Source organism: Pseudomonas sp. LB1P83, assembly GCF_054897885.1.
The window spans coordinates 1,622,374-1,645,642 of record NZ_CM142709.1 but is presented as its reverse complement, the minus strand read 5'-3'; the positions used below and the strand labels follow the sequence as shown (position 1 = coordinate 1,645,642).

The window sequence follows — 23,269 nt, the reverse complement described above, 5'->3', positions numbered from 1 at the left end:
GATGCGGATAATCCACGCATTCGCTGCAAAACCTGAACGAACTTCCCTTTAGCCGCCTGCTCAGGCGGTTTTTTTTGATTTTTTGAAACGTTATGAATCAAAAACCACATAGAAAGATCGCAGCCTCGTTTCACTCTGTAGCAGCTGTCGAGTGAAACGAGGCTGCGATCTTCTTCAAACAAAAACGGCCAACCCTAAGGTCAGCCGTTGCTGAGCGTTGTCACTGTTCATAAGCTTATGCGAGTAGCCCTCGTACCTCCTGCTTGACGCCCCATCCTTCGATGATGCCGCCCAGAGGCTCGACCACCGCCTCGAAGTCCTGCTCAAAGTCGCCGATACCGTCATAGGTTGCGTACATCACATTGCTCAGTTCCAGGGCCCACGCGCCGTCATCACGCACGCTGATTTGTGCATTCAAGGATTCACCACAGTAATGCCCTGCTGCCCTGCGTGCCCGCTCCTCGTCCGGGAAAATGGCGTAGAACTCGATGGGATGGAATCGTGAAAAGTCGAAACCGCCTTCTTTCATGCGGCGCAACACGCTGCTGCTGATGTCTTCTTGATAGGCTGTGCTCATGAAACGTCCCCCTCAATCATGATGGATAGACTTTCCGTATTCCCGGCACTCGCAACCGATTGGTGCGAGCGATGCGGCAACAGCGTTGCCGGTGGGAAGCAAGCATGTAGCTGACAAGACCAGACCTTAGCGATCCGTTCGCTGATCTCGCTTGCAGAGTAGCCCCAAGACAGAGGCGCTGCCAAGGCCTGGTTGTGAATGTGACGAGGTGAATTTCAGACGGGAGTGATGCTGAGGATTTCAATGCTGTTCTGGGTCTTCAGGCTTTTGACAGTCGGATCATCGGTGCGCCCTTCCAGATCGTTGAGGTCCAGTTCGGCAGCCACAGGCAGACGTCGGGCGCGAATGAGTTTCGCGGCTTGCTCGTTGTTCGGGCATTCATCGCTTTCGAACACCTCGTCAACTTGTTCACCGTGATCATCCACGAAAGTGATTTTCCACTTTTGCATCAGTACCTCCTCGAACAAACCCGCAAATGGGCTTACAACCATCTGGACTTTTGGCCTGACTGATCGTTCCCACGGATTACCGCCCGCTGCTTGAAAAACACAGGACCTGTAGGAGCGAAGCTTGCTCGCGAAGGCGGTGTGTCAGTCGACATGTGTATTGACTGATACACCGCCTTCGCGAGCAAGCTTCGCTCCTACAGGGGTTATGCGTACATCATTAGTTTAGTCGTTGCTTGGCTTGTTCACCGCTTGCAGCACATATTGCGGCAAGGCGAAGGCGCCGATGTGGATTTCCGGGTTGTAGTAGCGGGTGATGATGCCGCTGCCGGCGAAGCGCTGTTGCAAGGTTTCACGGGACAACTTGCGATAGGCGGTGTTGGTCGCGCCCCAGGCGAAGGTCATCGAGCCACCGATGTAGGTTGGCACGGCAGCCTGATAGAAGTGCCAGTCCGGGAACAGGCTGCGCAGGCGACCTGCGGTGGTTTTGACTTCTTCGATCTGCATGAACGGGGTGCCGTTCTGGGTCACCAGGATGCCGCCTTCGTTCAGGCAGCGGCGGCAGGCCTGGTAGAAGTTTTCCGAGAACAGCACTTCACCCGGACCGATCGGGTCGGTGGAGTCGGAAATGATCACGTCGAATTTTTCGGTGGTGGTAGCGACGAAACGCATGCCGTCGTCGATCACCAGGTTCAGGCGTGGATCATCGAACGCACCCTTGGAGTGGTTCGGCAGGAATTCCTTGCACATCTCGACCACGGTGCCGTCGATCTCGACCATGGTGATGTGCTCGACGCTGCGGTGCTTGGCCACTTCACGCAGCATGCCGCCGTCGCCGCCACCGATGATCAGCACGCGCTTGGCGGTGCCGTGCGCCAGGATCGGCACGTGGGTGAGCATCTCGTGGTAGATGAATTCGTCGGCTTCGGTGGTCTGGATCACGCCGTCCAGCGCCATGACCCGGCCCATGCGCGGGTTTTCGAAAATCACCAGGTGCTGGTGTTCGGTGCGCACTTCGTGCAGCAGTTTTTCCATGCGAAAACGCTGGCCGTAGCCTTCGTAGAGGGTTTCCAGGTAGTCGCTGGTGGTGATGTTGCTCATGGGAAGTGCTCCGATGAATGCGGTGGCAACGGACGGTTACCCGCCCATGATGGCCAATCGAGCGGCTCGATTAACCGGGAAAGGCGCGCATTCTACGTTGCGGAAGATGACAGGTCGAACCTTCTGATTCCCACATACCTGTAGGAGCAAGGCTTGCCCGCGAAGAACGATAACGCGGTCTTCCTGTTAAACCGTGTAATCGTTCTTCGCGGGCAAGCCTCGCTCCTACAGAGGGCCTGTGATGGGGTCAGATCCGGACGTTGCCCCGTGGCCCGGCGATGGCCCAGATGATCAGGCCCAGGACCGGCAGCAGCAGGATCAGCAGCACCCAGATGATTTTCATCCCTGTACTGGCGCCACTTTTCAGCACGTTGATGATTGCCCAGATATCCAGGGCAAGAATGATCAGGCCAATCAGACCGTTGAACGTGGAACCCATGGTGTCGCTCCCTAAGAGTGGTATGCACTCTTAGGATAGCCGGGCCTTGCGAGGGTTCCGCTTTTTAAACGTGGACTGCAATTTTGAGGGCTTCGAGCGATGGCGCGGCGGTGATGCCCACCTCGGCGCACAACTCCAGCACACGCGGTACGTCGTTGCCGTAGACCAGCACCACTTGCAGCTCATCGTCGAGCAACTGGCTGAAGTTCATCAGCGTGTAACCACCGTTTTCCTTGTTCATGCTGCCCATCTGCACCTGAATGCGATTGAGCGCGGTCAGGGCTTCGGTTTTGGCCAGTTGCTTGGGTTTGATGTTGAAATCAACACCGGGGCCAAACGAGGCGACGATCTGGGCGAACAGGTCTACGTAAGTGTCGGCCTGGAACAGCACGGTTTCCGGCAGACTGCCGACCACGACCCACTCGCCCAGTGGAATCGGGAAGGAGTCGTCGTAGTTGATATCCGGATTGGCTGTCAGAAAAGCCTCGGGATCGGCGTAGGCCGCTGCCGCTTCATCAGCGACTTTCAGGATTTCGTCATCGCTCATGCACCCGGAGCTGATTTTACTGATGAGTTCGACGAGTGCGGCTTTCATGGGGCGGATCCTGTAGCGAGTGAATTTTGAGGGCGCGAAGGATAGCGCACTATGCCCAGGTTTTGCTTTTGTAGGAGCGAGGCTTGCCCGCGAAGAACGATTACTCGGTTTCCCATGTTAAACCGCGTTATCGTTCTTCGCGGGCAAGTCGGATCGCCGCACCGCTCGCTCCTACAGGGCGTTACGCCAGCAACTTCTCTAACTGCGCTGTGGTGTCGACGGCACCGAGGGTTTTCGCAGCATCCAGCGCGGTAACGCCATTGGCGTCCTTGGCTTTCGGATCGGCGCCTTTGCTGATCAGGTAATCGACGATTTCGACGCGGTTGAACATCGCCGCCATCATCAGCGCCGTACGACCATCGAAGGACGAACCTTCCACTTGCGCCCCACCTTCGACCAACGCCTGGACCACCGCCAGGTCGCCCTTGAACGCGGCGCCGGCAATCGGGCTCTGGCCGTTGTCGTTGCGGATTTCCGGGTCGGCCTTGTGTTCCAGCAGCACTTTTACCGTCTCCACGTGACCGTGGTAGGCGGCGAGCATCAGCAAGGTGTCGCCCTTGTGGTTACGCAGGTTCGGCGGCAGGCCTTTGGTCAGCAGCGCAGCCATCATGGCCGCATCGCCCTCGCGCGCTTTGTTGAATACCTGTTCGGCAAATTCAGCGGCTTCTTCGGGGGTCATCTGGCGGCTTTGGTCTGACATCGGGGACTCCACTTTCTGTCATTCGGGAAAGCCGACAGTTTCCCGAGCAGCCCCGAGGCTGTCACTTCTTTTTTCTCAAGAGCCGCCATAGCCACATTCAATAGCGCTGCTTTCAATAACGAAAAGCGCCGCCGTGAATATCCGCCAGCAACTGCGGAGTGACTTGCACGTAAGTCTGGGTGCCGGGGAGCCAGGCGTAAATCGGGTCATCGCCGGTTTTGCCGGGATCGAAAGCTTCGTCCTTGAGGCGGGTTTTCTGGTATTTGAAGGTGCCGGTAGTTTCCATTTTCACTTTCACCCGCAGGAAAAGTGGCACCGCATACGCAGGCATTTGCTGGCGGGCAAACTCCAGCAGTTCGCTGAAGTCCAGCGTCGCCAGGGATTCCGCCGGCGTGATCGCGGCCATGCCGGCACGCCCGTTGGTGTTCTGGATTTCGACGCCATACGCCACGGCTTCAGAAATATTCGGGTGTTGCAGCAGAATGTTCTCGACCTCGGTGGTCGAGACGTTTTCACCCTTCCAGCGGTAGGTGTCACCCAATCGATCAACGAACTGGGCATGACCAAATCCAATGTTGCGCAGCAGATCGCCCGTATTGAAGTAGCGGTCGCCCTTGGTGAACACGTCGTGGAGCACGACTTTTTCGGTCTTCTGCGGATCGGTGTAACCGTCCAGTGGCGCCTTGTCGTCGATTCTCGCCAACAGCAGGCCCTGCTCACCTTTGGCGACTTTGCGCGTGAAACCTTTGGCATCACGCATCGGCAGGCCGCTGTCGTGGTCGTAGGCCACCAGCTCCCAGGCCATCAGGGAAAAGCCGATGGTGTTGTCGAAGTTCAGGATGTTGGTAAAGCCGATATTGCCGTCGCTGGCGGCGTACAGCTCGCAGATGTGATCAACCGCAAAGCGCGTCTTGAACTCGCGCCATGCACCGGGACGCAGGCCATTGCCGATCATCTTGGTCACGCGGTGTTTGCTGTCGTCGGCAGTGGGCGGCTGATCCACCAGGTAACGGCATAATTCGCCCACATAGCCGAGGGTGGTCGCCTGGTATTTGCGCACGTCATTCCAGAACTGGCCGGCGCTGAACTTGCGGCGGATGGCAAATCCTGCGGCGCCGCTGATCGCCGAGCCCCAACACACGCAGAGCCCGGTGGCGTGGTAGAGCGGCAAGGTGCAATAGACGACATCCTGCGGCTGCATGTTCAGGGCGATCTGGCCGAAACTTGCCGAGCTGCGCATCCAGCGACCGTGTTTGAAAACGCCCGCTTTGGGCAATCCGGTGGTGCCCGAGGTGTAGATATAGAAACAAGGATCGTCGAAAAATACCTGCTGGCTGCTGGCCGGATTCTCACTGGGCGCCTGGGCGCTGACGCTCATCAGATTGATGAAACCGTCGGGCGCGTTGCCGGGACGAAGATAGGTGTTTTGATCGGCAACGAACCAGGTGCGCGTCGGCTCGATCGACACACGCTCGCGGACCGCGCTGAACGCCGGGACCAGTTCTTCGCCAACGATGATCGCCGCAGGCGCCACCAGGTTCAGGCTGTGGGCCAGGGTGTCGCGGGTTTGCGAGGTGTTGAGCAAGGCGCTGATAGCGCCGACCTTGGCCACGGCCAATATCGTCACCAGCAGTTCCGGACGGTTTTCTAGAAACACCGCCACCACGTCACCCTTTCGGATGCCTTCGGCGATCAGGTGATGAGCAATGCGATTGGCCCACTGGTTGGCCTGTGAATAACTCAGCGCGACGTCGCCCTGCAGCAACGCGGGGCCATCGGGATTACGCAAGGTCGCTTGTTCGAAGGTCCAGCCGAGGCCACACGCTTGAGTCGGGTCCTTGACATTGGCGACTTTCATGCCTTTCACCACGCGAGGAATGGCTTTGGCAATGGAAGGCAGTTTGCGGAGCATCATGCCCCAGGTAATCGTGTCGCTCATGCTTGCTCCCGTTCGATCTTTTTATTGTCGGGCGGCGGTCTATGGGTCCGAAAATACGTCAGCGGTTCTTGAGCTGTACACGCGGTTTTTGAAATGTTTTGTATCCGCGCCCCGAGCGTTCGAGATCGCGATCCTCAGCGGGTGTGATTGGTTCCATCGAATCGTGGCCAACCACGCAAAATGCAGGATGCACGATGGCCATTCATGCAGATTGCACGAAACCGAAAAATCAGTAGAAACATAACTTATTGATTTATAACAATTTTAAAAATATCAGGTGCTGGCACAATCACTGCAACTACCTCTCCATGCTTGCCAATCAAGTGCAAACGGAGCTGATAGACATGAGCCTGATCCAAGAAAAATTTACCTCCCTGTTCTCCAACTTCGATGTGACCACCCAGCCGCGTCCAGACGGTGGCATTCTGCTGACCCTGCGCAGCACCGAAGGCAAAGTGTTCAAGCGTTCGATTTCCTACCAGCAATTGCATGCCGGCGATCAACTGTCGTGGGTGATCAGTGCGATTCGCCGTGACCTGGCTGAACAGGCCAGCGAACTGCCGCAGATCTCCATGCTGCAAAGTCAGCAACGGTTTGCTCTGCCGACTTATCATTCGGCGTAAACCCTGCGGTTGTGTAAATAAACGCGTTGCAAACAAACAGGCCGTGAAAGCTTTCGCTTCACGGCATGTTTTGTTTATGACGGTACACCGATCCCGCCCTTGTAGGAGCGAAGCTTGCTCGCGAAGACGGCGTGTCAATCAGCATTAATATCGTCTGACACACCGCCTTCGTCGGAACGACGCCCGGAGCAAGCTTCGCTCCAGGTTATGTGCGTTGTGGCTTAGAACGTGGAAGGATCGATCCGCGCAAAGCTGTCGACGGTCACATGCCCCGCCAGCTCTCCGCCCTCTCGGGCCAGCCCGCACGTTTCCATGCCGGCCGCGCGCGCCGCGTCCAGTTCCTCGACGATGTCGGACAGGAACAGAATCTGCGCAGCTTCCACCCCAATGGCCTGGGTGATGCGCTCGTAAGACTGCGCTTCACGCTTGGGCCCCGACGTGGTGTCGAAGTAGCCGCTGAACAGAGGCGACAAATCCCCCGCCTCCGAGCAGCCGAAGATCAGCTTTTGCGCCTGGATCGAGCCCGAGGAATAAACAAACAGTTTGAACCCGTCCTGATGCCAGCGCTTCAGTGCTTCAACGGCGTCCGGGTAAACGTGGCCTTTTAACTGCCCGGCCTGATAGCCCTGCTCCCAGACCATGCCTTGCAACGCTTTCAACGGCGTGGCTTTGCGGTCTTCGGCGATCCAGCCCAGCAGGATCTCGATCACCCGCTCAACGTCAGCGTCCGGCTCGTCGCTGTCGCGGCGCACGGCGGCCAGTTGCTCGGCTACATCCGCGCGCTCGGCGTGTTGGCGAACAAAGTCCGGCAGGTGTTTGGCGGCGTAGGGGAACAGCACGTCGAACACAAAACTCACCGCGCTGGTGGTGCCTTCGATGTCGGTGAGAATCGCTTTGATCGGCATCGGCTCAGTCCTCAAGACGCGGGAAGCGGTTGGCGATGTCTTCGCCGGTGAACTTGGCCACCCAGCCATCAGGGTTGTTGAACAGACGGATCGCGACGAAATGCGGATGCTCGCCCATGTCGAACCAGTGCGGCGTGCCGGCCGGCACCGAGATCAGGTCGTTCTTCTCGCACAGCACGGCGTAGACGTAATCATCGATGTGCAGGGTAAACAGGCCACGGCCGGCGACGAAAAATCGTACTTCGTCTTCGCCATGACGGTGTTCGTCGAGAAACTTGGCGCGCAGTTCGGTTTTTTGCGGGTGATCGCTGTTGAGGCTGATCACGTCGACGGTGATGTAGCCGCGTTCGGTCATCAGCTTGTCGATCTGCTCCTGGTACGCGGCGATCACTTCTTCCTGGCTGGCGCCGGGCTGGATTTTCGCCGTGGCTTGCCAGCGGTCGAAACGCACACCCTGCTCGGCCAAGGTCGAGGCGATGTCTTCGAAATGGGTCAGCACCTTGTTCGGGATTTCAGGGCTTGAGACGTGGTAAACGGACAGGCTGCTCATCAGGGCAACTCCTTAACGGTTCATGCTTTATGGTTCAAGAGTGAGCGCATCTTCAACTCGCACTCGAACAAAAATTCAAACGCCTCGATCTGCCGCAGTGCGTCGCTCATCCGCGCGCCCCAGGTGTACAGGCCGTGGCCGCGAATCAGGTAGCCGACGCAATCGGGGTGGGCTTCAAGCCAAGGCTGCACCTTGGCGGCGAGACGCGCAATGTCCTGATCGTTGTCGAAAATCGGCACGCGCACCCGGGATTCGTGGGTCGAGACGCCGCTGAAGGCTTTTTGCAGTTCGTAGTCTTCGAACTCGATGAAATCTTCGGGCGTCAGACGCGACAGCACCGTGGCGTTCACCGAATGGGTGTGCAGCACTGCGCCGATCTCCGGGCACCAACTGTAGAGCTGGGTGTGCAGCAGGGTTTCGGCGGACGGTTTTTTGCCCGGTTCCAGGCTGTTGCCCGACAAGTCGGTGGCCAGAACATCATCAAGACCCAACTGGCCTTTGTGCTTGCCGGATACGGTCAGCAGCGCTTCAGTCGGCGACAGGCGGGTCGAGTAATTGCTGCTGGTGGCCGGCGACCAGCCACGGCCATACAAAAAACGCCCGGCGTCGATGATTTCCTGGGCGAGGTGTTCACGGGTGAGGCTCATGGCCTGTCCTCTTGCATACGTGTGGCAATGATAATGGCAGCCGCCAGGGCTGCGAGGCTTGCAATACTAAAGGTGAACGTGGCCCCGAGGGCGTTCCAGCTATAGCCGGAATACAACGCGCCCAATGCGCCGCCAGTACCGGCCAGCGCGGCGTAAAGCGCCTGCCCCTGACCTTGCTGACGCGCACCGAAGCTACGTTGCACGAACTGGATGGCAGCGGCGTGAAAGCTGCCGAATGTTGCGGCGTGCAGCACCTGAGCAAACAGCAGCACCCAAAGGAACTCGGCCAACGAACCCAGCAGCAACCAGCGCACGGCCGCCAGCAGGAAACTCGCCAGCAGCACCCGACGCACCGAAAAACGCGCGAGGATTTTGCTCATGGCCAGGAACATCAGGACTTCGGCGACCACGCCGACCGCCCAGAGCAGGCCGATCACGCCCCGACTGTAACCGAGCCGTTCAAGGTGCAACGTCAAAAAGGTGTAATAAGGTCCGTGGCTCACTTGCATCAGCGCCACGCAGCCGTAAAACGCCAACACACCGGGATTGCGCAATTGCCTGAGAAATCCGTATCCGGCAATTCGCTCGCCCTGAACCGGTTGCGCGTTAGGCACCCACAGGCTGCTGACGACAATGCCGGCCATGATCAGCACCAGCGCCACCGGGTAAATGTCGAGGCTCAGCCATTCGAACACCCGCCCGAGCGCGACCACGGTGATGATGAAACCGATGGAGCCCCAGAGACGGATCTGACTGTAGCGCGACGTCTGCCCTTTCAAGTGCGCCAGGGTGATGACTTCGAACTGCGGCAACACCGCGTGCCAGAAAAACGCATGCAAGGCCATGACCATCGCCAGCCAGGCGTACGTCTTGCTGACGAAAATCAGCGAAAACGTCAGCAGCGTGCAGACGGTGCCGAAGCGCACGATGGCCAGGCGTCGGCCGGTGTAGTCACCGAGCCAGCCCCAGATGTTCGGCGCCACGCAGCGCATCAACATCGGGATCGCCACCAATTCGCCGATGCGCGCGCTGGAAAAGCCCAGGTGATCGAAGTACAGCGCCAGAAACGGCGCTGTCGAACCGAGCAAGGCGAAATAGAACAGATAGAAACTGGAAAGCCGCCAGTACGGGAGCGCCGCCAACGTCGTCAGACCTTAGCGGCTGTGAGATCAGCCATTAAAGCTGACCCAGCACCGGCGTGCTCACGCGCACATCGGCATTCTGCCCGCGATGACGCAACAGGTGATCCATCAGCACAATGGCCATCATCGCTTCGGCGATCGGCGTGGCACGGATGCCGACGCATGGGTCGTGACGGCCCTTGGTGATGACTTCCGCCGGGTTGCCATGAATGTCGATGGAACGGCCCGGCGTGGTGATGCTCGACGTTGGCTTGAGGGCCAGGTGCGCAACGATCGGCTGACCAGACGAGATGCCGCCCAAAATGCCACCGGCGTTGTTACTGAGGAAGCCTTCCGGGGTCATTTCGTCGCGGTGTTCGGTGCCGCGCTGGGCGACGCTGGCGAAACCGGCGCCGATTTCCACGCCTTTGACCGCGTTGATGCTCATCAGCGCATGGGCCAGTTCGGCGTCGAGGCGGTCGAAGATCGGCTCGCCGAGGCCTGGCATCACGCCTTCGGCGACGACGGTGATCTTCGCGCCGACCGAATCCTGATCACGGCGCAACTGGTCCATATAGGCTTCCAGCTCCGGCACCTTTTCCGGGTCAGGGCTGAAGAACGCATTCTCTTCCACCGAATCCCAGGTCTTGAACGGGATTTCGATCGGGCCGAGTTGGCTCATGTAGCCGCGAATGACGATGCCCTGGGTGGCCAGGTATTTCTTGGCAATCGCACCGGCGGCCACGCGCATGGCGGTTTCACGGGCGGAGCTGCGTCCGCCGCCACGGTAATCGCGTTCGCCGTATTTGTGGTGATAGGTGTAGTCGGCGTGGGCCGGGCGGAACAGGTCCTTGATCGCCGAGTAGTCCTTGGACTTCTGGTCGGTGTTGCGGATCAACAGGCCGATGGAGCAACCGGTGGTGCGACCTTCGAACACGCCGGAGAGGATTTCGACTTCGTCGGCTTCCTGACGTTGCGTGGTGTGGCGGCTGGTGCCGGGCTTGCGGCGGTCCAGATCGCGCTGCAGATCGTCGATGGAAATCTCCAGCCCCGGCGGGCAGCCGTCGACAATGGCGACCAACGCCGGACCATGGCTTTCGCCCGCGGTGGTGACAGTGAACAGCTTGCCATAGGTATTGCCGGACATGCAGGACGCTCCGTGAAATGAACCTGAATACGTAATGCGCGCCAGTATACGCAGGCAACCCAAGTAGTTCATCCTCGAACCTTATGGGTGCCCGCGAGTCCAACCGGCACCTTTGTGAATGATGGCGTGATGATGCTGCGAGTTATAGCCTTGAGCCTTACCCTGTTTACCGGCTTTGTACAGGCCACCGTCCTGCAACGCCCGATCACGTTGGATACCGGCACCGGGGAGCTTTTCGGCTCGCTGCTGCTGCCGAAATCCGAGACCCCTGTGCCAGTTGTCCTGATCATTTCCGGCTCCGGCCCTACGGATCGCGACGGAAATAACCCCGACGGCGGACGCAACGACAGCCTCAAGCGACTGGCGTGGGTGCTGGCCAAACACAACATCGCCAGCGTGCGTTATGACAAGCGCGGCGTGGCGGCGAGCCTCGCGGCCACGCCGGACGAGCGCAATCTGTCGGTAGAAGCCTATGTGTCCGACGCCGAAGCCTGGGGCCGCAAGCTCAAAAACGATCCGCGTTTTGGCCAGCTGATTTTGCTGGGACACAGCGAAGGCGCCTTGATCGCCAGCCTCGCGGCGCCCAGCGTCGATGCCGCAGCGGTCATCTCCATGTCCGGCAGCGCACGGCCAATCGATGAGGTGTTGCGCCAGCAATTGAGCAATCGCCTGCCGCCGCCGCTGATGCTGCGCAGCAATGAACTGCTCGACAGCCTCAAGGCCGGCCACACCGACGACAACGTGCCGCCGCAGTTGCAGGTGATTTTCCGCCCTAGCGTGCAGCCTTACCTGATCTCGCTGTTCCGCCAGGACCCGGCGGCGGCGTTCGCCAAGTTGAAGATGCCGGCGCTGATCATCCAGGGCAGCAACGATATCCAGGTCGGCGTCGGTGACGCCAGGATGCTCAAGGCGGCCAAACCGGACGCCGAGCTGGCGCTGATCGAAGGCATGAACCACGTCATGCGCATCGTGCCCAACGACGTAAAACGGCAAATGGCCTCTTATAAAGATCCGCAATTGCCGCTGGCCGCCGAACTCGGCGCGCGAATCCTCGGGTTTATTGACGGACTTCGCACCAGTTAAGAGAGGGTTTGCCCTCCAGTCCTGAAAAAAACGGCCGATAAGCCTTTGTCGCCAGCGCTAAGACTGGCGACAAGCAGAGCTTGGACAGGATCTCGCCGTTATGACTGATACCCAGACTTCACCCGACACGACCGCTGAAAAAGACGCACCGCCAGCGGTCGAGCTGCCGTGGGCGGACGTCCACGTCGAGCACCACAAGATGCTCCGTCTGGCGCCGCTGCAAACCGACCGCAACACCGGTGGGCGGCCACTGCGCTTTGTCGAATTCGGTTACGCCGACCGCAACAGCAAGGAACACAGCCTGATGCGCATGAGCATCAAGCTGCCCGGCCAGCGCGTGCGCAAAGAGCAGAATCATCTGGACGTGTGGGTCAATCACACCACCAAACGTGTGCATTTCGAGCCCGAAAGCGGCTTGCAGATTGAGCCGATGAACCGTGGCATCGGCCGGTTCATGGCCGCTCAAGGGATCACTTGGGCGAAAAAACGCTGGCCCGGCTACACCGTCGACGGCACCGATCTGAATAATAAAGATGCGTTGAACGAAGACACGCGCCTTCGCCGCGATCACTTTCTGAAGGCGCATGGTTTTGAGGTGGTCTACGCCGACGCCCAGCATTTGAAAGGCAGCGTCAAAGAAGTAAAGGTCGAAGACCTGGTGGGTGACTGGAACACCGAAAAGCTGCAACTGGTGGAAATCCTCGAAGCGGCGCAGATGCTTCAGCAGGCCGAGCAGAATCTGGCCGAGCAGGAAGTGAAGCTGAAGAAGCACGAAGAGAAGGTCAGCAAGTACAAGCGTGAAGACGCCGGGCTGCGTTTCACCATTACGTGCCTGGTGGCGTTTGCGGTGTTTCAGGCGGGGTTGTTGATCTGGATTGCTACGCACCGTTGATGGCTTGAGACCGCGGCGCGGCCTTCGCGGGCAAGCCTCGCTCCTACAGGGTTTTGTGTCGTGCCCAAATGATGTGGCATACATAGAACCTGTAGGAGCGAGCGGTGCGGCGACCCGACTTGCCCGCGAAGGCGTCCTGAAGTCAGACGCGGGAAGCGAACAGCGCCTGATGATCGCGGCACTGCTCCGCGGTCAGCATGAACACACCATGCCCGCCGCGCTCGAAATCGAGCCAGGCGAAGTCGACCTCCGGGTACAACGCCTCGACGTGGACCTGGCTGTTGCCCACCTCAACAATCAGCAAGCCCTTCTCGGTCAAATGATCCGCTGCTTCGGCGAGCATCCGGCGCACCAGGTTCAAACCATCATCACCGCAGGCCAGGCCCAGCTCAGGTTCGTGCTGATACTCGTCCGGCATGTCGGCGAAATCTTCCGCGTCGACGTAAGGCGGGTTCGACACGATCAGGTCGAAACGCTGACCCGGCAGACCATCAAACCCATCACCCTGAACGGTGTAGACCCGCTCATCGACGCCATGGCGTTCGATGTTCTGGTTGGCCACTTCCAGCGCTTCGAACGACAGATCCGCCAGCACCACTTCAGCGTTCTGGAACTCGTAGGCACAGGCGATACCGATACAACCGGAACCGGTGCACAGGTCGAGAATCCGCGCAGGCTCGGCGCCCAACCATGGCTCGAAACGTTTTTCGATCAACTCGCCAATCGGTGAACGCGGGATCAGCACGCGCTCGTCGACGATGAACGACATGCCGCAAAACCACGCTTCGCCCAGCAGGTAAGCGGTCGGAATGCGTTCTTCGATGCGACGCTTGAGCATGCGTTGCAAATTCACAAGCTCGTCTTCTTCCAGATTACAGTCGAGGTAGCTGTCGGCGATTTCCCACGGCAAGTGCAAGGCACCCAACACCAGTTGACGGGCTTCGTCCCAGGCGTTGTCGGTCCCATGGCCGAAAAACAGATCCTCCCCATGGAAGCGGCTGACGGCCCAACGGATATGGTCACGCAGGGTACGAAGGCGGGAAGTGATCACGGGGGCAGACTCCAGAAAAAACGACTGGCGATTCTAACAGCCAAAACGCGCCACGACGACGCGGGAAAACACCGTATCAGATGTAGGACACATCCATTTTTACCGTTGGCTATTGAACAAAACCTGCATCTTGACAACGCTGCACGCCAACAACGACGGCGCCTACGATAGTAGCGATTCACAGAACCGCTCAGCCAGAGGACAATGTCGCAAAAGCCCCACTCCAAGGAGCCCCAGAATGTCCGTTCCAAAAACGATGTTTCAACTCAGCGGCCGCGGTTACGCAGCAGCCAATCTGGGTCATGCGACCCTTGTCATCATCGATGCCCAGAAAGAATACCTCAGCGGCCCGCTGGCCCTGAGCGGCATGGATGCTGCCGTCGCGAACATCAAGCAACTGGTCGCTGCTGCCCGTGCAGCCGGCCGTCCGATCGTGCATGTGCGTCATCTCGGCACCGTCGGCGGGCTGTTCGATCCACAGGGCGAACGCGGTGAGTTCATCACGGGCCTGGAGCCACAGACGGACGAAACCATCATCGGCAAACTGCTGCCGAGTGCGTTTCACGGCACCCAATTGTACGACCGGCTGCAAGAACTCGGTTCCCTGGACCTGATCGTGTGCGGTTTCATGAGTCACTCCAGCGTCAGCACCACCGTGCGTGCGGCGAAGAACCTGGGCTTTCGCTGCACCCTGGTCGAAGACGCCTGCGCGACTCGCGATTTGCCCTACAAAGGTGGCGTACTCACTGCCGAGCACGTTCAACAGACCGAAATGGCGATCATGGCGGACAACTTCGCCACCCTCGCGCTCACTCATGAACTGATCTAACAGGCTCGAAGAGCGGTCAAAACCGCCGCTCATCCGCAAAAGCCTCTCATTTGCTGCAATTGACTTAGCCTCAGGAACATCCCGGACAAGTCCCGGTCGAAGGGCCGATACCCATTGAGGAAGGTCGGAATGAAGTTATCCGATGGTTTTGACGCTCGCCGCTTGCGGCCCAAGGGCCAACGCAATTGGCGTTTTCGATTCGGCGCAGCCTTTGCTGCCTTGCTGGCGACGTGCGGTGTGTTGCTGGCAATGGCCGGTGCCGCCAGCCTGCTGGGCCGTCCCCCGGCCCTGGGCGAGTTGAATGCCAGCCCGCTGGGCTCGGCGATCATTCTGGCGGTTGGCCTGTTCGTGCTCTATATCGGTGTGTGGTTGTGGCGTCGCTGCCGTCGCCGCTCGCGCCAGTCGCGAGAGCTGAACATGTCCCCGCACCTGATGAAAAAACACGATTGAATCGAAGGCCCGGCATTTTGGCGGGCCTCAATTGTTATGGATAGCGCCTCGACTTGGGTAAACTGGCCGCCCTTCGCGGAGGCTGACATGCAAGACGACGATTTTTCCCTGTTCAAAAGTGCGATCCAAGGCGTCAAGCCGATCAAGCACGATCGCGCCGAAACCGGCAAACCCAAGGCCGACCGCGCGCAAATCGCCAAGCTGCGCCAGGCCGCGACCGTTCGCACCGATGCCACCACCGTTGATGGTCTGTCCGATCAGTTCGTCATCGACGTCGGCCCGGAAGACGAGTTGATGTGGGCACGTGACGGGGTTCAGGAAAGCCAGATGCGCAAGCTCAAGATCGGACAGATTCCGTTCGAAGGCAGCCTCGACCTGCATGGCATGACCGTGGAAAAAGCCCGGGAAACCCTCTGGGCGTTTCTGGCCGAAGCGACCAAATTCGAAATCCGCTGCGTGCGCGTCACCCACGGTAAAGCCGTGCGTCTGGACGGCAAGCGGCCGATGATCAAAAGCCACGTCAACACGTGGTTGCGTCAGCATTCACAGGTGCTCGGTTTCACGTCATGCCAACCGAAACATGGCGGTGCCGGCGCGGTTTATGTGATGCTCAAACGCACCATGATGGAAGGTCGCGACGAGTAAAGCTGTCGCTTCACGCTTGCAGCGCCGTGTTTGCCACCGTACCCTTGCCCTTTGCGAAAATCCCCACAGGTAGTTTCATGTCCCTGGAACAGAATTACACGGCCATCCTTGGTCAACTTGGCGAGGACGTCTCCCGCGAGGGCCTGCTCGACACGCCAAAGCGTGCCGCCAAAGCCATGCAGTACCTTTGCCGCGGCTATGAACAGACACTGGAAGAAGTCACCAACGGTGCCTTGTTCAGCTCCGACAACAGCGAAATGGTGCTGGTCAAGGACATCGAGCTCTACTCGTTGTGCGAACACCACCTGCTGCCGTTCATCGGCAAGGCGCACGTCGCCTACATCCCGAGCGGCAAAGTGCTGGGCCTGTCGAAAGTCGCGCGGATCGTCGATATGTACGCTCGCCGCCTGCAGATCCAGGAAAATCTCAGCCGCCAGATCGCCGATGCGGTCCAGCAAGTCACTGGCGCCCTGGGCGTTGCGGTGGTGATCGAGGCCAAGCACATGTGCATGATGATGCGCGGTGTGGAGAAACAGAATTCGTCGATGATCACATCGGTGATGCTGGGTGAGTTCCGCGAAAACGCGGCGACCCGCAGCGAGTTTCTCAGCCTGATCAAGTAATTCGTTACACGAAGAAAACCGGCATTCATCGCCGGTTTTTTTTCGCCTGTGAAAAATCAGGTAAGCTGCGCGCCTTCCGTTCGCCCTGTGAGGCTTATTCCGTGTTCGTAAAAGCGCTTCGTGTCGGCCTTGGCCAACTGATCATCTTCATCGACTTCATCACCCGCCCTGGCAAGAAGCAGCGCCCCGCCGCCGCCCAGGCTCAGGTTGAAACGGCCGCCAGGGACCTGACGCTGTATCAGTTCCACGCCTGCCCGTTCTGCGTGAAAACCCGCCGTACCCTGCGTCGCCTGAATGTGCCGGTGGCGTTGCGCGATGCGAAGAACAACGAACAGGATCGCCAGACCCTTCTGGAGCAAGGCGGCAAGATCAAGGTTCCGTGCCTGCGCATTGAAGAGAATGGGCAGACCACCTGGATGTATGAGTCCAAGGTGATTATTGATTATCTGGATAAGCGGTTTGCTACTGCCTGATGTTTTTGTGGTGTAGCTGAAGCCGTCATCGCGAGCAGGCTCACTCCCACAGTGATTTGTGGTGCTCACAAAACCTGTGGGAGCGACGGTGCGGCGATCCGACTTTCTCGCGATGAGGCCAGCGCCAACACTGCAAATCCCGAACAGAAAACCAACCGGCCGATCGCCGGTTTTTTTTCGCCCGCACACCGGCGATAACGCCCTCGCAAAAGCATCCCTCCCGGCGATATATCCCTATTGCCAAACTTTTCGTCTACAAAAACAAAAACATTATTTGCATTATTTGTATACAAAAGCATAATCCACTTCGTGCGAGTTTCTGACCACTCGGTCAACAAATTCGCAAGTGCCTCAAAGGGCCGCTGCCACCCTCATGGGTCCGGCCCTGGAAATAACAATAAAACTCTTGAGGAGTATTCGCTGTGGAAAGCCGCAAATCCGAAGCCCCGACGCTGGAACTCTCGCCGCCGTTACGCAATGGCTTGCTTGAGCGCATCTTCAAACTCAGCTTGCACGGCACCACGGTGAAGACCGAGCTGATTGCCGGTCTGACAACCTTCATCACCATGGCCTACATCATCTTCGTCAACCCCAACATCATGGCCGACGCCGGGATCGATCACGGTGCCGCGTTCGTCGCGACCTGCATCGCTGCCGCCCTGGGCTGTCTGTTGATGGGCCTTTACGCGAACTGGCCGGTCGGCCTGGCGCCGGGCATGGGATTGAACGCATTCTTCACCTACACCGTGGTCGGCACCATGGGCTACAACTGGGAAACCGCCCTTGGCGCGGTGTTTGTGTCCGGTGTGTTGTTCATGTTCCTGACCTTTTCGCGGATTCGCGAATGGTTGCTCAACAGCATTCCTGTCAGTTTGCGTTATGCCATGGGCGCCGGTGTGGGTCTGTTTCTAGGGTTGATCGGCCTCAAAACCGCAGGCATCGTCGTCGATAGCCCGGCCACCCTGATCAAGCTCGGCTCCCTGCGCGAGCCCGGCCCGCTGCTGGCGGCCATCTGCTTTTTGATGATCGCCGTACTCAGCTACCACAAAGTGTTCGGTGCGATTCTCATCAGCATCATCACCGTGACCCTCGCGGGCTGGGGCCTGGGCCTTGTCCACTACGAAGGCATCATGTCCGCCCCGCCAAGCCTGGCGCCGACCTGGATGGCCATGAACGTCGCCGGCGTGTTCAACGTCAGTATGATCAGCGTGGTGCTGGCCTTCCTCTTTGTGCACATGTTCGACACCGCCGGCACCTTGATGGGGGTGGCCCAGCGAGCCAATCTGGTGGGCGCTGATGGCCGGATCGAAAACCTCTCCCGCGCCATGAAAGCCGACAGTGCTTCCAGCGTGTTTGGTGCGGTGGTCGGTGTTCCGCCAGTCACCAGCTACGTGGAAAGTGCCGCTGGCGTAGCAGCGGGTGGTCGGACTGGTCTTACCGCTGTGACCGTAGGTGTGCTATTTATTGCCGCAATGTTTTTCGCACCGCTGGCGGGCATGATTCCGGCTTATGCCACCGCCGGTGCACTGATATATGTGGCAATGTTGATGATGGGCGGCATGGCGCACATCGAGTGGGACGAAGCCACCGACAGCATTCCGGCGATCGTCACCGCGATCATGATGCCGCTGACCTTCTCGGTCGCTGATGGCATCGCGCTGGGCTTTATCACTTACGTGGTGCTGAAGGCCTTCACCGGTAAGCACAAGGAAATTTCCGTCAGCCTGTGGGTGCTGTGCGCGATCTTCATCGCCAAGTTCATTTTCTTGTAAGCCGTCTACGTTTCAAAAACAGTGTTTCAAAAACAGCCTCACCCCGTCGGGTGGGGCTTTTGCACAAAGGGAGGAAAGTGATGAGTCTGGAAACCTGGCTGCTGTTCAGCGGCGCTGCGCTGGTGGTGATTTTGATCCCGGGGCCCCTGTCTTTGCTGATGATCAGCAACAGTCTGAATTACGGTTTGCGCCGTTCTTACCCGGCGTTCCTGGGTGGCGTGATTGCCTCGATCTGTTTGCTCAGTGCCTCGGCGCTGGGCCTCGGCGCCCTGCTGCTGGCATCGGAACAGTTGTTCAGCGCGCTGAAAATCGTCGGCGCGCTGTACCTGTTCTACCTCGCCTGGCAGAGCTGGCAGCAATCGCGACTGCCATCGGTAGGTGCTGAAGTGCCCCAGGCGGCACCGGTACCGCGCTTTCGCGCCCTGTTCGGGCGCGCATTCGTGCTGGGCGCGAGCAATCCGAAGGACATTTTGTTTTTTGCTGCTTTCCTGCCGCAGTTTTTGAGTGCCGAGCACCCGTTCCTGCCGCAGTTGCTGGTAATGATTGCGACCTGGACCGTGCTGGATCTACTGTGCAAGTTGGCTTATGGGCTGGGCGCTCATGGTGCGGCCAAGTATTTGCGCAGTGGCAAGGGACAAAGTTGGTTTAACCGGGTGAGCGCAGGGCTCTTCAGTGGAGCAGGTGCTGCCTCTCTATTAAGCAATCACTAGTCGGATAATATCTAACCACCACACTAAGGATTGTTTGCCAAGGACGGCAACAATTCAACCCTGCCTCGTAACAACCCGCAACACGCGATATAAATATATATATTTATCGCCTCAGAACTCCCCCTAACATGGCGCTGCGACTTCGCACACAACGCCTGGACAAGGAAGCTCTTATGGCAATCGTTTTCCAACCGCCCAACACCGATCAATATAATGCCGTCGAAGTTACAGACATCGACCTGCACGCCAATGAATATTCACCGTCCACCATCGATTTCGAAAAGGAAAGCGTCACCTCACCCCCTCAAGATACAAACGCCAATAAAAGTCAGCTCAATGTTGTAGATGAGCTCTTCGGCCCGATCAAGATTGGCTACCATTCAATTACCCGATGTGCACTGGATGCACTGGGTGCAACATCAAACGGTCAACGACTGAATGGTAAAAATACGTTCTTCCGACATCCCAGGCGGTCTTTTGTCAATTCCTTGCAGTTTGATCCTTCGTATATTGAAGCCTGTATGCGCTCTACCGGCACAAAAGACGATTACACACTGCCTTCACTACTTTTTGAGATGGCGACCCAGCGTCCGCTAACGGCTCCACCCCTGCTAAGCGACATTGCCGACACGCTTGTCGATCCGGAACAGCACCGACATAAACTGGACAAACTTCTGAAATCGGCACAGAAGCTTGATATACGCCACGCACACTTGTCTAAAAGTACACCCCACTGGGTGAACCGGATCAAGAGTAGCAGCATGGTCAGCATGGGAGCCGGGCTTCAGGCCTTTGGGATCTATAGCGGCCTGCGTGGACTTCAAGACGCCATTGCACGAAAAGATCAAGGTGAAGTTGTATTCAATAGCCTCAGTATTTCAGCGGAAATCACATCGTTGGCCGTCGAAGTTGCGGTTACGAAACAAGCAAAATACATGATCGTGGCAGGGCAGAACGCCTACAAGGATTTCGCCAAAACCAGCTTCGGCGTTCGGTTAGGCCGTGGTGCGGGTCTGATCGCCAGCGCACTGACATTACCCTTCGATGTTATCTCCGCCGTTAAATCCTTTAATAACGCAGCGGCAGCAACAGGCAAAGAAGTCATGGATCACTACGTCAGCGCAGGCTTGAGCGTGACCAGCGCGGCAATGACATTAATTTTGGGGGCCGCTGCGTTGGCTGGCTTCTCCTTTATCGGGCCGGTCGGGTTGGCAGCAGGACTTCTTCTGGTCGCAGGTTCCCAGGTCTATGCGGCGGTACGCGTTGTCGACGATATCGATGATTACATCGAACTCACTACCCATGAACGCCTGCGTACAGGCTGGTTCGCCTTCTGGGGAATAAGTCCCGACGACAATATACAAACTCGACACGCGATTGCCAAATCAACCGTTGAGCATTCGAGGATGTTACAAACGACCGCCAAAAAATTACTGGAAGGTAAGTTAAAGGACAGCACAGAGGTCATTGTCAACGGTAAGTTTGAGGTAGAGTTAAAGCCGACCGGCGTGCCTAGCTTCGATTGGGATGCGCAACAATACACTTATAAAACCGTCCCTAAACCATATGTTATTGACAGTAACGACACCCTGGATGCCCGGGACGGAGTGACCGCGGATATGCCCGGTGCGGAATTTGGAACACCCGGAGAGAGCAAAGGAGCAGTGTGGTTTATTGGCGGGGGAAACGACACCATAATTGGCATTGAAAAAAAGCCAAACAGATTCTATTACGGCGCGGGTATCAAGCATCTGACCGGGGGCGAAGAAAATGATGAATTCGTCTTTGAGGGCGCCGCAGACCTCCTGAAAAACGGCCCAAAAGACCTTCTACCCACTACATTGAAAGGTGGTTTTGGCAACGACACATTAGTAGTCACCGGTAGTTACCCCGAGCACAACCGGCAACGATTTGGATATTCCATTGATTTAAACGATGGGCGCCTTTCTATCATCACCCGCGACCAGACCAACGACAGCCGTTTTAACTATCGACACACGCTTTTAGAGAGCATTGAGAACGTAGAAACTCTGGCTGGCGCTGAAAACAAGGTCGTCGGTACAGACGGCCCGAACATTATCAAGTCTCGCGGGCGCGACTCCATAGAAGCCGGTGCCGGAGATGACAAAATCTATCTCTTGAACAATGAAGGTTCGGCCTCCGGTGGCCCGGGAAAGGACCATTATGCTGTTGCCCATAAGTCCGGCAACATATTTATCACCGAAGATGGTGCAGACGAGAGCGTCATCGCGCTTGAATGGAGAATGGATCTGATTAAAAGCTGGAAGGTTGAAGAACAGACGCTGGTCATCACCTCAGGATTTGATCTCAACGACCTCAGCGAAAGGGATGTTTACATCAAGGGGGTCTACAAAACAATCAACAACCAACGACAACTACAAAATAGGAAACTGACCTTCGTTACAAAGGATGGATTTCATTTAATGCCTGAACTCCCTGAAACTATTAATACCGATGACCCGCTTGACATTGAAACCGTGATCACTCAACAAGGCACAATCAAAAACCCGATCATTCTCTACAACGGGGAATCCGCAATCCCGCACGGTAAAGACACGAGCTACTGTATTTCGCGAATCAATGAGCATACAACGCTTGGAGTGAAACAACGCAGCCCAGGAACTTTGACTACCCTTTATATTGATTACACCAGTCATGAGTTGACACGCGTCGAGGCTTACTACAACGTAGACTTGATGCGCCAACGTGATTTCGACCGCATCATGTATAAGGAATGCGGCCTGACCTTTCACTTTGACAGTAAGCGGTTAACTATCAAGAACTTGGCCAGCTCTATCTGGAGCGGAGAACAAAGAATCACAAGCCGACTAACGCGCCCCGACAAGACGTTGAACCAACATTTCATTCTGATCATGAATGATGGTGTTTCTTATCGGGTCAACCAACCCTCCTTACCCGATACAGTATTTTCAAACGATCAGTTCGAGATAAACGGCCCGATGGAGCGGACCTGCGAGGTGCCATTGCCACTCGAGGCCAGAGATGGAAAGCATTTCTACCGTCAACCGCTCGATAATGACGCTCATAAGCTAGGCAACCAAGAGAAATGCGTCAAACTTATCTCTTACCCTGAACAAACAGCCATCGAAAACCTGGTCGGCGCCGGCTCGACGTACCTTGTTCACCTCAGTTCCGAAATGACATTAAGCATTTCAACGCCAGGCGCACGTGCGAACGCCTCTATCAAGTCGCAGCAAGCGTCGACCTGGGAATTCGACGCAACGGGACTCGACTACACCAGGATCAAGCTGGAGGACAATTACCTGCTGATTGGACACAACGTTATTCATCTTCCAATTTACAACGACCCGCAAGATCTGACTGATCAAATACGTGTTATCACTCCCAACGGCGTTGTTTACAAAATCGATCTTGATTTTGACGAGGTGTACATTGATTCACTGGACGGCAGATACTTTAAAAACCACCTTCCAAACGAAGCAGCAATAGCCGCAGAAATGACATCATTAGAAATGGAAGACATTGCTGTTCGACATATTGTAATGAAAGACAGCACGGCCGGCACTTTGTCTTACAAACTGTCGGGACGTCGCTGGGTATTGGATACAGACACATCCCGCGCCGTCCATTACACCGACTTGATGCCTTTAAACCGTTGCGCACACCAACTGGAACATTGCTATGCGCTGATGGAGTCTGGCGTCACTTCCTCCCCTCCTGTAAGCGCCGCCAACCTGCGAATTCTTTTAGACGCCTGCAAAACCTTGTAGAACATACTCAAAAAATCATCACCATTAGTCTAACTTTCGACCAGAAGTCTTTTGTTGCAAATACCGTTTCAACCTATACATATTTATTGCACTTCAAAATCAAAATTAAATAAAACTTGAGACTGTGATGTCTGGGGCCGTGCACGTTCACGCGCCCTAATTACAGCCAGCCACTGCC

Annotated in this window: 24 protein-coding genes; 11 read left to right on the top strand and 13 right to left on the bottom strand. The window is 57.1% G+C overall.

Annotated elements, in window-relative coordinates:
- Window positions 1-235: 235 nt before the first annotated feature.
- The 7 genes from ACYZTY_RS07560 to ACYZTY_RS07530 all read right to left on the bottom strand — a co-directional run bounded on the left by ACYZTY_RS07560 (window position 236) and on the right by ACYZTY_RS07530 (window position 5,797).
- Window positions 236-577, bottom strand: coding sequence for a ribonuclease E inhibitor RraB (locus ACYZTY_RS07560; protein ID WP_461957933.1), 342 nt, complete (start codon window positions 575-577; stop codon window positions 236-238).
- Between the two features lie 215 nt (window positions 578-792).
- A complete protein-coding gene (locus tag ACYZTY_RS07555; RefSeq protein ID WP_461957932.1) occupies window positions 793-1,026 on the bottom strand; it encodes a hypothetical protein in 234 nt (77 codons plus the stop codon).
- A gap of 222 nt (window positions 1,027-1,248) precedes the next feature.
- Window positions 1,249-2,124 (bottom strand): polyamine aminopropyltransferase, encoded by an 876-nt coding sequence (gene speE, locus ACYZTY_RS07550; protein ID WP_461957931.1) that lies wholly within the window; start codon window positions 2,122-2,124, stop codon window positions 1,249-1,251.
- Window positions 2,125-2,371: 247 nt separating this feature from the next.
- Window positions 2,372-2,563, bottom strand: a complete 192-nt coding sequence (locus ACYZTY_RS07545) for a PLDc N-terminal domain-containing protein (RefSeq protein ID WP_131062453.1) — start codon at window positions 2,561-2,563, stop codon at window positions 2,372-2,374.
- 64 nt (window positions 2,564-2,627) lie between these two features.
- Window positions 2,628-3,158, bottom strand: a complete 531-nt coding sequence (locus tag ACYZTY_RS07540) for a hypothetical protein (RefSeq protein WP_461957930.1) — start codon at window positions 3,156-3,158, stop codon at window positions 2,628-2,630.
- 181 nt (window positions 3,159-3,339) lie between these two features.
- Window positions 3,340-3,858, bottom strand: coding sequence for an ankyrin repeat domain-containing protein (locus tag ACYZTY_RS07535; protein WP_131062451.1), 519 nt, complete (start codon window positions 3,856-3,858; stop codon window positions 3,340-3,342).
- Window positions 3,859-3,970: 112 nt separating this feature from the next.
- Window positions 3,971-5,797 (bottom strand): long-chain-acyl-CoA synthetase, encoded by a 1,827-nt coding sequence (locus ACYZTY_RS07530; protein WP_461957929.1) that lies wholly within the window; start codon window positions 5,795-5,797, stop codon window positions 3,971-3,973.
- 344 nt (window positions 5,798-6,141) lie between these two features.
- On the opposite strand from ACYZTY_RS07530, the gene ACYZTY_RS07525 reads away from it, so the two are divergent.
- Complete coding sequence (locus ACYZTY_RS07525) at window positions 6,142-6,420, top strand: DUF3509 domain-containing protein (protein WP_090181818.1); 279 nt, start codon at window positions 6,142-6,144, stop codon at window positions 6,418-6,420.
- 221 nt (window positions 6,421-6,641) lie between these two features.
- Here the strand turns inward: ACYZTY_RS07525 and mtnC are convergent, their stop codons facing one another.
- Genes mtnC through aroC form a run of 5 tightly spaced genes read right to left on the bottom strand, consistent with a single transcriptional unit; the run spans window position 6,642 to window position 10,790 of the window.
- The gene (gene mtnC / locus ACYZTY_RS07520) at window positions 6,642-7,325 is read right to left on the bottom strand and encodes an acireductone synthase (protein WP_461957928.1); all 684 of its coding nucleotides are present in this window, start codon (window positions 7,323-7,325) and stop codon (window positions 6,642-6,644) included.
- Between the two features lie 4 nt (window positions 7,326-7,329).
- A complete protein-coding gene (locus ACYZTY_RS07515) occupies window positions 7,330-7,875 on the bottom strand; it encodes a 1,2-dihydroxy-3-keto-5-methylthiopentene dioxygenase (protein ID WP_461957927.1) in 546 nt (181 codons plus the stop codon).
- 20 nt (window positions 7,876-7,895) lie between these two features.
- Window positions 7,896-8,522: a methylthioribulose 1-phosphate dehydratase gene (locus ACYZTY_RS07510; RefSeq protein ID WP_461957926.1), complete on the bottom strand. Its 627-nt coding sequence runs from the start codon at window positions 8,520-8,522 to the stop codon at window positions 7,896-7,898.
- Window positions 8,519-9,664, bottom strand: coding sequence for an MFS transporter (locus tag ACYZTY_RS07505; protein WP_461957925.1), 1,146 nt, complete (start codon window positions 9,662-9,664; stop codon window positions 8,519-8,521). Before ACYZTY_RS07505 ends, ACYZTY_RS07510 begins: the two co-directional genes overlap by 4 nt.
- A 34-nt stretch (window positions 9,665-9,698) precedes the next feature.
- Entirely contained in the window at window positions 9,699-10,790 is a 1,092-nt protein-coding gene (aroC, locus tag ACYZTY_RS07500) for a chorismate synthase (protein ID WP_461957924.1), read from the bottom strand.
- Window positions 10,791-10,919: 129 nt separating this feature from the next.
- Between aroC and ACYZTY_RS07495 the strand changes: the two genes are divergently transcribed.
- On the top strand, window positions 10,920-11,873 hold the full coding sequence (locus ACYZTY_RS07495) for an alpha/beta hydrolase (RefSeq protein WP_461959267.1): 954 nt from the start codon (window positions 10,920-10,922) through the stop codon (window positions 11,871-11,873).
- Between the two features lie 100 nt (window positions 11,874-11,973).
- On the top strand, window positions 11,974-12,765 hold the full coding sequence (locus tag ACYZTY_RS07490; protein WP_461957923.1) for a hypothetical protein: 792 nt from the start codon (window positions 11,974-11,976) through the stop codon (window positions 12,763-12,765).
- 142 nt (window positions 12,766-12,907) lie between these two features.
- On the opposite strand, the gene prmB is transcribed toward ACYZTY_RS07490, so the two are convergent.
- Entirely contained in the window at window positions 12,908-13,816 is a 909-nt protein-coding gene (gene prmB, locus ACYZTY_RS07485) for a 50S ribosomal protein L3 N(5)-glutamine methyltransferase (protein WP_461957922.1), read from the bottom strand.
- Window positions 13,817-14,054: 238 nt separating this feature from the next.
- Between prmB and ACYZTY_RS07480 the strand changes: the two genes are divergently transcribed.
- From ACYZTY_RS07480 to ACYZTY_RS07445, 8 genes are all read left to right on the top strand, one after another.
- The gene (locus tag ACYZTY_RS07480; protein WP_461957921.1) at window positions 14,055-14,645 is read left to right on the top strand and encodes a cysteine hydrolase family protein; all 591 of its coding nucleotides are present in this window, start codon (window positions 14,055-14,057) and stop codon (window positions 14,643-14,645) included.
- Window positions 14,646-14,774: 129 nt separating this feature from the next.
- Window positions 14,775-15,095 carry a hypothetical protein gene (locus tag ACYZTY_RS07475; RefSeq protein ID WP_010456650.1) on the top strand — a complete coding sequence of 107 codons (321 nt, stop codon included), beginning with the start codon at window positions 14,775-14,777 and terminating at the stop codon, window positions 15,093-15,095.
- Window positions 15,096-15,182: 87 nt separating this feature from the next.
- Window positions 15,183-15,740: a Smr/MutS family protein gene (locus ACYZTY_RS07470; RefSeq protein ID WP_131062440.1), complete on the top strand. Its 558-nt coding sequence runs from the start codon at window positions 15,183-15,185 to the stop codon at window positions 15,738-15,740.
- 77 nt (window positions 15,741-15,817) lie between these two features.
- Entirely contained in the window at window positions 15,818-16,363 is a 546-nt protein-coding gene (gene folE, locus ACYZTY_RS07465; protein WP_003204506.1) for a GTP cyclohydrolase I FolE, read from the top strand.
- A 101-nt stretch (window positions 16,364-16,464) separates the two neighbouring features.
- The gene (locus ACYZTY_RS07460) at window positions 16,465-16,836 is read left to right on the top strand and encodes a glutathione S-transferase N-terminal domain-containing protein (RefSeq protein WP_461957920.1); all 372 of its coding nucleotides are present in this window, start codon (window positions 16,465-16,467) and stop codon (window positions 16,834-16,836) included.
- Window positions 16,837-17,258: 422 nt separating this feature from the next.
- A complete protein-coding gene (locus ACYZTY_RS07455; protein WP_461957919.1) occupies window positions 17,259-18,608 on the top strand; it encodes an NCS2 family permease in 1,350 nt (449 codons plus the stop codon).
- An 80-nt stretch (window positions 18,609-18,688) separates the two neighbouring features.
- Window positions 18,689-19,318 carry a LysE family translocator gene (locus ACYZTY_RS07450; RefSeq protein WP_461957918.1) on the top strand — a complete coding sequence of 210 codons (630 nt, stop codon included), beginning with the start codon at window positions 18,689-18,691 and terminating at the stop codon, window positions 19,316-19,318.
- Window positions 19,319-19,491: 173 nt separating this feature from the next.
- Window positions 19,492-23,091: a calcium-binding protein gene (locus ACYZTY_RS07445; protein ID WP_461957917.1), complete on the top strand. Its 3,600-nt coding sequence runs from the start codon at window positions 19,492-19,494 to the stop codon at window positions 23,089-23,091.
- The last annotated feature ends 178 nt before the right edge of the window (window positions 23,092-23,269 follow it).